Raw genomic sequence first — 13,419 nt, 5'->3', positions numbered from 1 at the left:
GGGGTGCCTATGGCCGAAGGCCGCACCCCTATCAAGGTCGGTTCTGGCTACATTGAGATTTACCCGGATCTCGACCGCGATGTAATGTCGCGGCTACGGGGCAAAATCATTGCTGAGCTCCGTAGCATTGGCACGGCAGCGGGAAAAGAGATCGCCGAGGCCGCGGAGAAGGGCCTCAAGGAGCTGCCGCGTGATGTAGCGCGGCAGGCGAAGAAAGCCGCGCAGGCCGCAGTGAAGGAAGCCAAGGACAGCGCCGAGACGATCGAGCGCCTGGAGCGGGAGGTCACCCGCCAGTACGGCCAGGAGGCCGGCCGGCGGCTCCAGGAGATGCGCGACTTCTACCGCCGCCAGGAGGCGCTACAGCAGGATGCCTCCGCCACCACCCGGCGAGCTCTGCGAGAGACCGTGCGCCAGGAGGAGCGCGCGGCGCAGGACCGCATAGCGGCCGAGCGGGCGCGGGTCCGCGAGGCCGAGCGCCTGGCGGTGCAACAGCGCCGGGAGGCGGAGCGTCAGCAGCGGGAGATCACACGTGAGGCCGAGCGCCAGCAGCGCCTACAGGTGCAGGCCCAGCGCGCGGCACTGCGCCAGCAGGTGCAGGCGCAGAGAGAGGCCACACGCCAGCAGATAGCGGACATCCGAGCTCAAGCCGCGGCACAGCGGGCCTCTCTCCAGGACGGCATTGCCGCGCAGCAGCGCACCATAGCGAATCTCCGGACTCAGATTCGGGACGTTCGTCGGGGTATCCAGGACACCACCACGACAACTCAGAATTTTTTCAAGCGCGCTGAAACGTCACTGCGGAGAACCGGCACCTGGTTTGACCAGGTCGGCACTCATATCCACGAGGCCGGCACCATTCTGACGCAAAAATTTCTGGGGCCGCTGGCCGTGGCCGGCTCCACGCTTACAGCGATAGGCGTTAAGAACGCGGACACACGCCTGCTTGGACAGCTTGGCCTTAGAGCTGCGGGCGTATCTCCTGACGTGGCTGCCAAGCAGATGAAGGCCATTCAGCATTACGCCATCGATACGCCTTTCAGCATCGATGTCATGCACGAGTACCAAATGAAGCTCATTCGGTCGATGGCCGGTGCGGATAAAAATTGGTTCAGTAAGAACCCTGACAAACGTACTACTGCATCAAATAAGGCCGCCGCCAAGACGACAGAGCTGATCCGTGCAATCGGTGACGGCATGGCCCGCGCGGGAAACCTGAACCCCCAGGAATTTGCCCGCGCCATGTACGCCATTGACAAGATCATGGATCGTGACCGGGCTCCGACTCGAAATGTGACGCAGCTCGTGAATGCCACAGGCATTCCGGCCGCAGAGCTCGCCAATCTTTTGGGCTTTGAGAGTTCAGAGGCCATGTGGAAGAAGATCGGCACCCCCGCCAATAAAGGTGGAGGCGTGACCGGTGTCGAGATCGTCAATTCCCTCCTGAAAAACTGGGAGGGAACTGACGGCCGAAAGGGCTCGAAGGGCTACGCGGAGCAGACCACCAGCGCCACCATCTCTGGTCGCATCCAGCAGATGAAAGAGCGAGCCGCCTTCGAGCTCGGCAACCTCTTCGCCAAGGAGAACAAACAGGGCATCTACGAGTACACGCCCCTCGGTGAACGTCTGATGGGCAAGAAGACCGCGCTTAGAGACATGAAGGGAGAGATTACCGGTTACGAGTACCGGGGCGGTCTGCTTGAACAACTCCAAGAAATGGCCAAGGAGTACGGGCCGGCCCTGCCCAAGGCGCTGGGCATTTTCATGGACGCTCTTGAGAGCGGCGCCGACACAATCGAGTCGATCGCCGAGTTCCTGCGAGAGCATTCGTACATCACGGAGACTGCGGAGGCTTTCGCCAAATTCCTGATCGAGTGGGGCCCCCTCATTCTTGCCGTGGGCCTTCTTTCGAAGGTCATTGGCAAGGTAACTGGCCTCGTGGGTAGGGCCTTCACTCCGCTAGCGGCAGTTACACGCGGAGCAGTGCGCGGAGCGCGGGGCGGGGGGAATCTGCGTCAGCAGCTCCGGGCGCGGCGCACCGCGCGCACAGAGGCGCGCGAGGCAGGCCGGAGCCCGGAGGCGATCACCCAGGCGGGCCAGGCTGCCTACCGGCAGCAGCGGACCACCAACCGAGGCGGCGACGCGCGCGGCCTAGGCCGCCGCATGTGGGACGGCCTTATAGGTACGAGCGGCGGCAGCGACGACACGCGCTCACAGCGGGCGCAGATACGGGCGCTCGAAGATCAGATAACCGAGGCCCAGCGCCAGGCCGCGGAGCTCCGTGACGAGCTGCGGCAGGTCAACAGCCAGACCATGCGACAGATCGCCGATGCCCTGGCGGGCTCGGGCGGGGCCTCTGTCGGTGGCGCCGCTTCTCAGGTCCAGGGCGCGCTACGCCAGGCGCAGACGCAAGCGCAGGCCCTCAACACCACACCTACCAACGGGCTGCGTCGCGAGCTCGACGCGGTACGGGCTGCGGCCGATGGCGTCACCAGCTCGACCCGCACCTCTGCCGCAGAGGTAGGCAAGCTGGACGGCTTGCGGGCGGCCCAGGTGCGTCAGCAGCTCGACGCGGTGAAGGCCGCCGCAGACGGCGCCAGCAAGGCCGTGCGCAACGCGAGCGGCGAGGTACGCACGCTCGACGGCCGGAAACTCGGCTCGCTGCGGGTGCAGCAGATCGAGACGACGACCAAGCGCACAGACCAGCTCAGAAACGCCGTACGCGCGGCGGCCGATCAGGTCGGCAAGCTCGACGGCAAATCTTTGAGCGCACTGCGGAATCACTTCAAAGCCACGACCACCGCGGCGAACGGTACGGAGAAGGCAACCAAAAACGTCTCTGCCGCAGTCGTCAATCTGGCCGGTCGATCTCTCCGGGCGCTACGGCAGCAATTTGATTCCGTGACAACCGGTGCCAATGAGGCGTACAAGAAAGTCGGACAGGGTACCGGAGCCGGCTCTCTGGCCGGCCGTATTGGTCTTCTGAATCAGCGCTCCCTCAAAGACATTACGAAGCGCGTGGAAGATCTCGCCGGGGCCCTGGATAAGGCCCAGGGCCACGCTAAGGGGACGGATGAAGCCCTAGGGTCCATCGCCGGCAAGGCACCGGGAGGGGGCGGAGGAGGAAAGCCCAACCGGCGTGCCCGTGGCGGCGTCATCAACGAGGGCGGGGGCGGTGTACTTCCTGGCTATGCACCGTGGATAGACAAAATTCCAGCTCTCCTCTCGCCCGGTGAAGCGGTCCTACGGCCCGAAGTTACGAACGTCCTCGGTGAAGCGCGAATCAATGCATGGAATGAGGCCGCCATTCGCGGCCAGCTTTCCCGCCATGCCCGCGGCGGCATCGCCGGCAAGGGAAATCTGAGCCTTGACTCAATCAAGGACTACATAGCCGAGATGGACATTGCCCCCATGGGCAAGGCCGCGACAAAGGTCATGGGTCTGGATGCGTCCTCCGATGCTCTCGGCGGGCCAACGAAACGAGGCATTCTCGGAGTCGGCGACATCGGCGCCCGATACACGGGCACCAAGGCCGCGGAGCGATTCCGGGGCATGTACGACTGGATCACTGAGGACTCATGGCAGGCCCTCCGCCGTATTCCGTCCCTCGTGGGACAGGTGGCCGGAGTTGTCGGCGGCGCCGTCGCGCCCACGCTCAAGGACCATTTCTGGGATGACATTTGGCGGGGCTCTGGAAACATCGTGGAGCGCGGCCAACGCTTCCTAGGTCACGTCTTCTCGATGGACACCCTAGGCAGCATCTGGGATGACCTAGCGGGGGGTGTACTGGAGTCCGCGTCATCTCTCTGGGACACGGTGACCTCCGTAGTCAAGGACCCGATAGGCGCTGTCACTGGCGGCGTGGATGACATCTACGGGATCATTCGCGGATCGATCAATAACTACGTCGCCATGTTCGAGACCGTGAAGGAAATCATGGACTCGCCGAAGGCATACGCAGGACGCGTTGCGGGTGAGTTCCTTTCTACAGCTAAGGAGGCGATGCCGAACACAAAGGGCCTCTTCGATTTCGATAAGGGCAGTCGAGTTACTGACGACATGCCCGGCGACGGAGGGCTAAGCAGTAAGCCCGGCCCTGGCAATGCAGTCACTCAGTGGGCGCCTGTCGCTAAAACGGCAATGACGATGCTCGGAATACCTCACAAATATCTGAGCACGGTACTCCACCGTATTCAGGTGGAGTCCGGAGGAAACCCGAGCATCATTAACATGTGGGATAGCAACTGGGCTGCGGGACATCCTTCTGTCGGATTGCTCCAGGTAATCGGGCCGACTTTCCGTACGTATGCCGGGCCTTTTGCTCGTACGCAGCCGTCGGCGTACGGAACGTCCATGAACCCGCTCGCCAACATCTACGCGGGCTTGAATTACGCGACGCACCGTTACGGCGCCCGTTGGCCACAGGTGCTTGCAGGGACCAGCGGCTACTGGACCGGGACCCGTTCTGCCTCTCCCGGCCTGGCGCTCGTAGGTGAGCTCGGTCCCGAGCTGGTCAGCATGCGCGGCGGTGAGCGCGTCTGGGACCACGAGGAGACCAAGGCCCTGTTGAACGGCGGTCCCCGCTACGAGATCCACGTCCACGAGGCCCGCACCGAACCAACCCCGCAGGCAGTTATGCGAGCCCTCCAGCAGGCGGAGGCCCTATACAGCCCACTCTAAGGAGGTGATCGCCCCTGCCTATACCTGTAGGAGTCACGAGCCCGGCGCCGGAGCACCAGCCCATGCCTCCGGTGCCGGAGCAGTGGCAGCGCACGAGCGTGGTCCTGGTCGGCGAGGCCGGCCGCGGCGAGGAAATCCCGCTCACGGGCCACAGCAGCGCATGGCCCGGAATCTTAATCCAGCCTGGGGCTACGGGGCTTGACATGCCGCCTGTCGCCCTTTTCGCGGATGAGAGCCCGAGTCTTGACGGTTCCATTTTCCGCAGCGCCCGGACTCAGGCGCGAAAAGTCATGATCCCCGTTTTCTTGTATGGCGTCGATCGCCGGACGGTGAACGAGTTGAAGCGGGCGCTTTTCCAGGCTCTCAACCCGGCGCACGGCCATTGTCTGCTGCGCTTCACTGAGGGCGACCACACGCGACAGCTCTCCGCCTACTACGAGGGCGGCGCCGAGGGTGCCGAGGGTGAGACAGCGGGCTTCACGTGGGCCCGCTATGGGCTCACCTTCCAAGCGATGGACCCCTATTTCTATCCACTCGCCCCCGAGCGTAGGAGGTGGGATTTCGGGTCCGGCGACCCGATGCTGAGCACGACACGGCCTTTCCTGCCGCTGCGCGTGGCCGAGGGCGCGCTAGGGGGCCCCTATACACTCAGCAATCCCGGCGACGAGGACGCATGGCCCATTTGGCGCTTGTACGGGCCCATCAAGTCTTTCGCACTCACGAGCCCGGTCACTCCGCGCCGGCCGCGGAAAGCAGTGCTGCGGGCTTCTCCGCCCGTTGACGGCTCTGACCTCGTGCCAGCCGGCAAATCGCTCACGATCGATACGCGGCCCGGAAAGAAGACCATCAAAGACAGTGCCGGAGTCAATTACTGGTCGCGTATGGACGTGGCTCCGGCCTTTTGGCCAGTGGAGCCGGGAGAGACAGAGGCAGACCTAGCGATTGTCACAGGTGGCGGTAAGGCCGCCGTGACGCTAGAGCTCATGCCGCGGTACGCGAGCTATGTCTAGAAAGGAGGCAAGACTCTGGGGTATCGAGTTGAGGTATTCGATAAGAATCTACGGCGCGTCGGCGAGATCGATGAATGGATCTCGCTTGACTTTACGGTCCGACTAGTGCAGGCCGGCATTTGGCAGCTACTCATCAAGGACGGCACGCCGCAATCAAAAATCATCGAGAAGGGGGGCGGCATCGCCATCTATCAAGATGGCGTGGCTAAGCCCATACTCTCTGGGCAGGTCGATGTCTTCCAAAAATATTGGACGACGGTGCAGCACACTGGTCCGGGTTCTCTTTACATCGGCGGCAAGTGCCACAATCAGCTTGCCTATCGGCGTCTAGCTTTCCCCGATCCCCTGCGGCCGATTACGGATCAATACAAGGTGCCGAAGGTCCGGCATGTGCACAATGCCCCGACAGCGGGGCAGCTTCTCTTTCGTGAGCTAGATATGGCTATGGGGCCGTCCGCCCTTCCTGATAGGCGGGTGGCCGGACTCAATCTTGTAGACCGAGCGATCGGGCTTCACCAAAATGATGTGGTCCGCTGGGATGTCCTCGGATCGAAATTCGAGGAGTGGTGCGATCGGCGCGCAATCGCCTACCGCCTCATCTACAACCCCACCACGCAAAAGGTGGACCTTGACATTTTCCAGCCCCGCGACCGCTCAAAGGACGTGCGCTTCTCGACCGAGCTAGGAAATCTCCGCGAATACATCTGGACCTTGAACGCACCAAGGGCGACAAGGGCGATTGTCGGGTGTGCGGGTGAGGGCCAGAACCGCTATTACTACCAGAAGGTTGACAGCGCGTCCGAAGCCGAATGGGGAATCTCCCACGAAGTTTTTGTGGATCGCCGAGACATTCAGGTACGCATCAACCGCGGCACGGGTGAACCTGTGAAGGCCGACGAAGAGATGACAGACGCGGAATTCAAAGCCGCACTAGAAGCGGCCAAAGAAGCTGCGGCCGAAGCTCTTGCAGAGGGCGAGAAGGACGGCAATTTTCAGATTTACCCGATCGACACGGAGGACTGCGCTTTCGGGCGCGATTATTTCGTCGGTGACATCGTGACCGTGGCGGTAGATGGCACGGAGTATTCAGATGTGGTGCGCGAAGTCGTCGTGTCCGTAGACGACGGGGGTAAGGCCACGGACATTAAGCCGAAGATCGGCCAGCAGGGTAGCGGCGAGCCCTTGAATCTGTACCGGACCGTTTTCGATATGCAGCGGAAGCTGCGCAAGCTCGAAGCTAGGATGTGATGCCTTGGCAGAAGTCAGTTACCCATTCAATGCCGCAAATCCGAATGGCGGCATGGATGTCGTGGCGCAAGCGCAATGGCAGTCTATGGCCACCATGTGGAGCCCGGACCGTGTAAATTTCCAGCTCACTGGCTCTAGCTACGGTTCTACCTCGCTGCCCTTCTACGCCAAGGTGCTAGACAATCGCACGGTCGAGATAGCCGCCGGCTCCGCGTGGGTCGGCGGCTTTTTCTATCAGCTTTCTGGCACGAGGAGCATTACCGTGCCGGCGAATTCGGGCGACAAGCCGCGGAAAGACCTGATTGCGATTCAGGTGGACCTAGCGAAGAGCAGCGCGAATATTGTGCTCGTCCAGGGAGCGCCGGCCGCTACTCCGCAGGTTCCGCAGCCTAGGCGCCAGCCTGGCGGACTGTGGGAAATGCCCTTGTATGAAGTCGTAGCGGGGGCCCGAAACGCCTCTGTAAGCGCCACAGGGCGCATGCCGTTCTCTGTCCCGGGCCCTGCGGCCTATCCGTGGAATACGACTGAGAGCGCGGCTCTACAGCCTCGCGGCTCGTTCATTTACGACATGGACAACAACGGGGGTGACAGCCCCTATGAGGCAATCAACACTCGTGACGGCTATGTCATCACCCGCAATTTCGCGAAGTCAAGGACATACACCCCCGCCCTTCTCGGCGGGGGCACGGTTCCTGAGTCCTCACGGTGGGGGCGCTGGCGTTGGATAGCGCCGAACATGATTTGGTTCTCTGTTGTCATTGAAAATCCGGCGACGAGCGACGTAAAGCTGAGCGGCGACAACTGGATTTTCGGCGTTTCGCTTCCCGTACATGCGAATGGCCGGACTGGGCAGGTCATCGCAGGTCACATAGACAACAACGGGACGGGCGGGGCAGTCAGCCCCGCATTGCCGAACTTCTCGGATGTCATTGGGAAAATCGGTAAGGGCGGTGCCCCAAGCGCCGTCTTCCTGTATATCCCAAGTCCTGTGAGTACCAAATCTGGGCTCGATGGTCTGAGCATCATCCCGCGAAAGGGGACGCTCACGCTTTCTGGCGTCTACGAGGCGAACCAGTTTGACGAGTAGAAGGGAGGCGTATGCAGATCCAATTTGGGGGGACCGCGGCCGACGTAGCCGAGGACGCTGACGGCCGGCGCGTGCCGCACGCGACGGGGACTGTATGGGACGGGGAAGGAGAGGGGGCGACGCAGCTCGTTGTCACGGACGAGTACGGGAGCCCGATGACGGAGCTGCGCGCGGATGCTGACGGGATGATCCCCCGGTTCTACGTCGAGGGTGGGCCCGAGCGCGTTCACGTGGATTTCGGGGCCGGCCGCGTGGCCCTGGTGGCGGTAGACGTGGGCGACAGGCTACGGCAGCACCAGGGCCAGGAGGACGCGCACGGAGACCGGGCCTGGACCGCTGACCATCTAGCCGGCCTCATGGGCGTACCCGGAGGGCTCGCCACCCTGGACGCGGCCGGCCTGGTCCCCGCCGCGCAGCTCCCCGCCACGGCGCAGGCCGCGGAAACTCAGCTCGTCGCCGAGCTCGACCAGGAGCGCGGCCCTGTCCTCTTCGAGGGAACGGCCACGTTGGCAGACGGCAGCTCGGTGCGCGCCGTGCTCCGGCTCGACGCCGCGGCGGAGGCAGGGTGACGGCTACTCAGATACTCGCCCTAGCGGGCAGCCTCTCCGCAGTCGTCAGCGCGTACGTCATGCTCTGGGCTGCTTTCAGAGTCAGCACTGCGCAGATATGGCGCGAGGAAGCAGAGGCCCAGAAGGTCAGGGCCGACCGGCTCCAAGACGACCTAGCGGAGATCAAGGAACGGCTTACGCGTATCGAGGCGGAGAACGCGAGGCTGATCCAGCTTCTTACTGCGCTCGACCCGCAAGCCGTAGCGCGCCTACCGCGCTAGCGCGGCACACGAACCAACCGGCCCGGCCGACTGCCGGGCCTTTTTCATGCCCGAAAACAAGAGGAGACGACTTGGGTACACAGTGGATTGCTGGCGCAGAGCGGCTTGGAGACGGCACTATTGGCGGTCCGATGGACTCGCCGGGCCGGCCGGCTCGCGTTGTTTGGCACACGACAGAATCTGGCGACGGGAACGCGGCTTTCAACGCGGTGGAGAGGTATCTGCGTCAGATTGGCGCGGAGCCCCACATTCTCTACTGCCCTGCCACAGACAGGATCGGGCAATTCGGCCCTCTCGGGCACAGCGCCCGAGCGCTGCGTAATGATGGCGCGGCCCGCACGAATCGGACGGGCAAGGCATGCATTCAGATCGAGGTACTTGGCAGGGCCGGGACGCCCTTCACGGGCCATTGGAAGCCGGGCCCCAATTTTCGAAAGCTGATGGCTGCGATCAGAAGCTGGGGAATCCCCGATGCTTTCCCGGCTGGTACGCCGGCGAAGACCGCGAGTGCGGCGAAGCGGGACCGGAATGTTTGGCTGACGAGGGGTGGGCACTTCGGGCATTCTCAGGTCCCTGGTAATGATCACTGGGACCCAGGGGCCATCAGCACCAAGGCGCTTTTCCTGGCTGCGGGCGGGGGGAGTCCGGAGCCAAGCCCGAGCACGTACACGGTGCAGCCGGGCGACACGCTTTCCAGTATCGGGCGAAAGACAGGCGTCTCGTGGAAGGTGATTGCCACGCTGAATGGCCTCAAGTCGCCTTACCCACTCAAGCCGGGACAGGTGCTCAAGCTCAAGGCTCCGAGCAAGCCGCCGGCGAAGCCGACGCCGCCCGCGTTTCCGGGCCGGCAGCATTTCAGGGCAGGGGCGGTGAGCGCGCACGTGACCACGCTCGGCCGGCAGCTCGTCAAGAAGGGATACGGGCGCTTCTACACGGAGGGCCCTGGGCCGCGGTGGACAGAGGCTGACCGGACCGCCGTGCGGGCGTTCCAGCGGGCGCAAGGGTGGGCCGGGGCAGACGCAGATGGCTACCCCGGCCCCGAGACCTGGCGGCGCCTGTTCAGCGCGTAGCGGTCGAGGTGATGTGAGCCAGGTCCTGACTCGTCAGGCGGCCCCCCACCGGCCACGCCGACTGGGGCGGCAGCGGCAGCCCCTGGGCTGCGCGGATCGCCTCATCCCGGCCGCAGTCCGCACAGATCGTCACACCGGGATCGTCCAGCTTCGCACGCGGCTGAGCTCCGCCGTCTGTGGGGTACGCACGAAGCCGCCCGTGGCAGCGGGGGCATTGATCTATGGACATGGGTCGGTGTCCTTATCTTCGACGGGGCGCAATCGTCCCACAGTGGGCACGAGGGCCGGCGCTGGACGCAAGAAAAGCCGGGGTAGCCGTCTGCGGCTACCCCGGCTATGGCTCCGGCTAGGCCGGGGAGGTCCAGGTGAGCAGTGGCCCCGAAACGGGCCATTCCCCGGGCGGGGTCGGCGGCAGGCCGCGGCTATCCCGTACAGCCTCGTCTAGGCCACACGGCCCGCAGATTCGCCACTCCCGTCCAAGGCTCGCGCGTGAGCCGGCTCCAAGATCTCCCGGGAATTGCGCCAGCGGCCCCCGGCATCGAGGGCAGGCCCCATTTTCCTTTGCTTCGGCTTGGTCCGTTAGCGGAGCACTCGACAGTTCGTTATCCATTCCATTACACCTACTCTCTTTTTCCTGTTCCCGCAAGGGCTATCACCCGATGGAGTGACACATGTCCAATATTCTCCGTTTCATTTCTCAGCATGGCGTACGGCTCTATGCTCTGCTCGCCGCAGCTATACCGCTGCTGCTGATCTACATCCCCGGTCTTCCCGCAGAGGCGCTGCTCAGTTTTGCGGCGACGCTTTTTGGCGCGGGTGAAGTGGCGCAGCGGCATGAGGACCGCAAGACCGATAAGGCCATGTATCTGAACATTTTCTAAGCTCAGACACAAAAAAATCCCCCTCCTCCGGCGCTTGCCGGAGGAGGGGGATTTTTTTGTCAGTCCCGGGTTTTCGCTAGTTCATCCTGGATTTTCCTCACCGCAGTGCGGGTGACGTGCGTAGCTTGCGCTATGTCAGTCCTCGTTGTCTGACGTAGGGCTAAAGCCTTCACAGCCTCTCGCAAAGCTGTCTCATAAGCTTCCTCAGCAGCCCGCAGGGCATCCAACTCCGCCGACGTGGGGATAAGCGCCACTTCGGTGGATTCTCCAACGAGGGTAAGCGCGGCTTCGATACTCTCTTGGGCCCTTTTGAGCGTCCTTCCATGCCCGTACACGCCGACGAGGCCAGGGACATCGACGTACCAGGCCCGACCGCGCCGAGCGGCCCGGCACTTAATGACTTCGCTCATCCTTGTCGCCTCAGATCGTCTATCACCTGCTGAGCCATCAATTCGGGCAAAGGGGAGGGCAGCGCCATGCGCCGGCCTCCAATCTGGTACAGCGCGTGCGTGCCACTGCGGTTGATGAGGGTGACGCTGTAGCCCAGCTCGCGGGCAGCGGCGCGAACGCGAGACAGGCCCGTACCGCTGCCCGCGCGGGTGCGCAGTTCCGCGGTTACTTCCTGCGTTTGCTTCCATTCCTCCAAGCTGACAACTGGTTCATGAACGATTTCCGGTGACCAGACCCATTCGGAAACCGGGTTCAGCCTGGAGAAGCCTTGCCGGCCTGTCCGACTGGCCTTTCGGTTGTATACCTGATAGCCCGTCAACTTAGGGTTGGAGAGGAGTCCGTACACCCGATTGTATGTCCAGTGTCTCTCAATCGGGTACCGGTCACGATCAGCGGCCAATATGGTGACGATTTGCGTATCGGTTAGACGTTCTTCGCGGCGAAGTCGGTACATTTCGCGGACTGCTTCGCCTCGGCGAGCATCGGGGTGTGGGACGAGTTTTCGCTTAGGTCGCGTCGCGCCAAAGCGCCCCCTCGTAGGAACTGGCGCATCCTCGTCAACCACCGCGATATAGGGGTACGGGGGGTAGCCGTGATTCCACCCTTGTACCGCGTGCTGTATTTGCCCGCCCGTTGACATTTCCATCAGCGTGGCTTTGAAGACTTCCGCGTCTACTTGGCTGTATCGACGGGCCCGTAGTCGCCCTGATTCCGTGCCCCCCGTCGGCTCGTTGGCGTACACGACTTCCGTTCCGGTCTTTTTCAGCGCGTGTTCCACAGTGAGGCTGGTAAGCATCGCGCGCGCTATGCGGTCGGACCGTTCGGCTAGTGCGTGGGTTATGCCTAGGATTTCCGCGCGGTCTATCAGGTCTTGGAGCCCCCCTGTGCGGGGCGTAGGCACTCCAAGCGCGTCGTACATCTCCTGCGGCCCCAGCCCCCGCAGTTCAGGGGGCAGCATGCCGCTTTCCACGTCCCAGTAATACGCAACGAACTCTTCTCCTGGCTCTAGACGCTCAGAAGCAGTGTCCACTTGCCGCGGTATGGACGAAGCCGGGTTCTGATTGTCTTTCGTAGAGACTCTGCCGACGAAAACCGGACGCCGGGGCCGTAGGTCGGCCCGTTCGTAGTTGGGTAGGTCTGCAAGGTCAACAGGGGGACCAAAGTGCGATGGCATGGCATTTATCGGGCAAGTAGCCCGCCACTCCTCTCGTTGTTGTTTCCTGTTTGCGCAAAGAAAGGCGGCCCCGCACGGTAAGTGTCGAGGCCGCCTATTCCTGCGTTGAGGGGGCGTTTCAAGTTACGGCTTGTCCTCCGGTTCAATGGACGGAGTCGAGTCGCGATGTAGCGTCTCCGCCGCGAATGCGTCCAAGGTCTCAGGCAACCACTCCGGCGCCCGACCTACATAACGATCCCCCCGGGGCAATTTTGCCCTCAGCCGATTGAAATCATCGAGCTTGAGGCGAAGATACGCCCTGGCTTGCCTTTCCGTGAGGTGCCGATCGTTAGCGGCGGCCTCGCGTGAGGGGGCCGGCCGTTCAACCGAGATGCCGTATACGTGCCACCCTTGCGGAATCTTTCTCGCTTCGTACTCCAGGTAGAGAATAGCCGACTCCGAAGCATTCGCCGGCCTGTCTCTCCAGTGATCCCACGCACGCAGCTCGCCGGCATCAGATTCAATGAGAAAATGCCGGCGCGCCTTTAGGGCAGACTGCCCGATCGTTTCCGCCAGGGCTCGGGCCTTCGGGGTGAGCAAGTCTAGCTCTACGTCTTCGTAGATTAGCTCGTCATTCCCGTCAGGCTCTCTGAGGCATAGACGTAACGTCTTACGATTCTCTGCCACTCTACATCTCTCCCAAACGCGGCAGGGAGCGTTTTCGCTCCCTAGCCCCGCAATGCGGGGACTGCGTTAGCGCGATAAGCATGGGCAGACGAGAAAAGGAACCACCCCCGCACGGCGGGGCGCCAGTCTTTAAGATATCCAGTCACGTCGCCCGTAGGAAGCGGGACCGGTCTAGCGTCAGCCAGCCGAGTACACGCGTGCGATCGAGACTCCACACCGCGTACCCGCGGCCCTCCAGGTTCCCTAGCCAGCCCTCTGCCAGGAGTCCGCGCCGACGCGGCGGGGTCGAGCTGGCGGGCGACGGGTCCTGGCCCTGGTCCTGGTCGC

At 62.9% G+C, this 13,419-nt stretch carries 10 protein-coding genes; 8 read left to right on the top strand and 2 right to left on the bottom strand.

Going from position 1 to position 13,419, the window contains the following annotated elements:
* Positions 1–9 precede the first annotated feature (9 nt).
* From H7H31_RS34195 to H7H31_RS21285, 8 genes are all read left to right on the top strand, one after another.
* A complete protein-coding gene (locus tag H7H31_RS34195) occupies positions 10–4,677 on the top strand; it encodes a transglycosylase SLT domain-containing protein (protein WP_187118025.1) in 4,668 nt (1,555 codons plus the stop codon).
* Between the two features lie 71 nt (positions 4,678–4,748).
* Positions 4,749–5,687, top strand: a complete 939-nt coding sequence (locus H7H31_RS21315; protein WP_232110000.1) for a phage tail family protein — start codon at positions 4,749–4,751, stop codon at positions 5,685–5,687.
* 15 nt (positions 5,688–5,702) lie between these two features.
* On the top strand, positions 5,703–6,935 hold the full coding sequence (locus tag H7H31_RS21310) for a Gp37-like protein (RefSeq protein WP_187118269.1): 1,233 nt from the start codon (positions 5,703–5,705) through the stop codon (positions 6,933–6,935).
* A gap of 4 nt (positions 6,936–6,939) precedes the next feature.
* Positions 6,940–8,022, top strand: coding sequence for a hypothetical protein (locus H7H31_RS21305; protein ID WP_187118024.1), 1,083 nt, complete (start codon positions 6,940–6,942; stop codon positions 8,020–8,022).
* A 155-nt stretch (positions 8,023–8,177) separates the two neighbouring features.
* Positions 8,178–8,591 (top strand): hypothetical protein, encoded by a 414-nt coding sequence (locus H7H31_RS21300; RefSeq protein ID WP_187118023.1) that lies wholly within the window; start codon positions 8,178–8,180, stop codon positions 8,589–8,591.
* Complete coding sequence (locus tag H7H31_RS21295) at positions 8,588–8,851, top strand: hypothetical protein (RefSeq protein ID WP_232109998.1); 264 nt, start codon at positions 8,588–8,590, stop codon at positions 8,849–8,851. Before H7H31_RS21300 ends, H7H31_RS21295 begins: the two co-directional genes overlap by 4 nt.
* A gap of 71 nt (positions 8,852–8,922) precedes the next feature.
* Positions 8,923–9,921, top strand: a complete 999-nt coding sequence (locus H7H31_RS35165) for a peptidoglycan-binding protein (protein ID WP_232109997.1) — start codon at positions 8,923–8,925, stop codon at positions 9,919–9,921.
* A 671-nt stretch (positions 9,922–10,592) separates the two neighbouring features.
* Positions 10,593–10,802 (top strand): hypothetical protein, encoded by a 210-nt coding sequence (locus tag H7H31_RS21285; RefSeq protein WP_187118022.1) that lies wholly within the window; start codon positions 10,593–10,595, stop codon positions 10,800–10,802.
* 59 nt (positions 10,803–10,861) lie between these two features.
* On the opposite strand, the gene H7H31_RS21280 is transcribed toward H7H31_RS21285, so the two are convergent.
* Positions 10,862–11,212: a hypothetical protein gene (locus tag H7H31_RS21280; protein WP_187118021.1), complete on the bottom strand. Its 351-nt coding sequence runs from the start codon at positions 11,210–11,212 to the stop codon at positions 10,862–10,864.
* Positions 11,209–12,282: a recombinase family protein gene (locus H7H31_RS21275; RefSeq protein WP_187118020.1), complete on the bottom strand. Its 1,074-nt coding sequence runs from the start codon at positions 12,280–12,282 to the stop codon at positions 11,209–11,211. The genes H7H31_RS21280 and H7H31_RS21275 overlap by 4 nt, the downstream gene beginning before the upstream one ends.
* Positions 12,283–13,419 lie beyond the last annotated feature (1,137 nt).

This window comes from Streptomyces buecherae (genome assembly GCF_014295035.1).
GTDB classification, from domain to species: Bacteria; Actinomycetota; Actinomycetes; order Streptomycetales; family Streptomycetaceae; genus Streptomyces; species Streptomyces youssoufiensis.
Note: the sequence above shows the minus strand (reverse complement) of the source record. Positions and strands in the feature narration are given on the sequence as shown.

What these genes read in the sequence shown, in the direction of transcription:
- H7H31_RS21300 (WP_187118023.1), top strand. Translation starts at nt 8,178, where the DNA reads ATGACGGAGCTGCGCGCGGATGCTGACGGGATGATCCCCCGGTTCTAC.
- H7H31_RS34195 (WP_187118025.1), top strand. Translation starts at nt 10, where the DNA reads ATGGCCGAAGGCCGCACCCCTATCAAGGTCGGTTCTGGCTACATTGAG.
- H7H31_RS21280 (WP_187118021.1), bottom strand. Translation starts at nt 11,212, where the DNA reads ATGAGCGAAGTCATTAAGTGCCGGGCCGCTCGGCGCGGTCGGGCCTGG.
- H7H31_RS21285 (WP_187118022.1), top strand. Translation starts at nt 10,593, where the DNA reads ATGTCCAATATTCTCCGTTTCATTTCTCAGCATGGCGTACGGCTCTAT.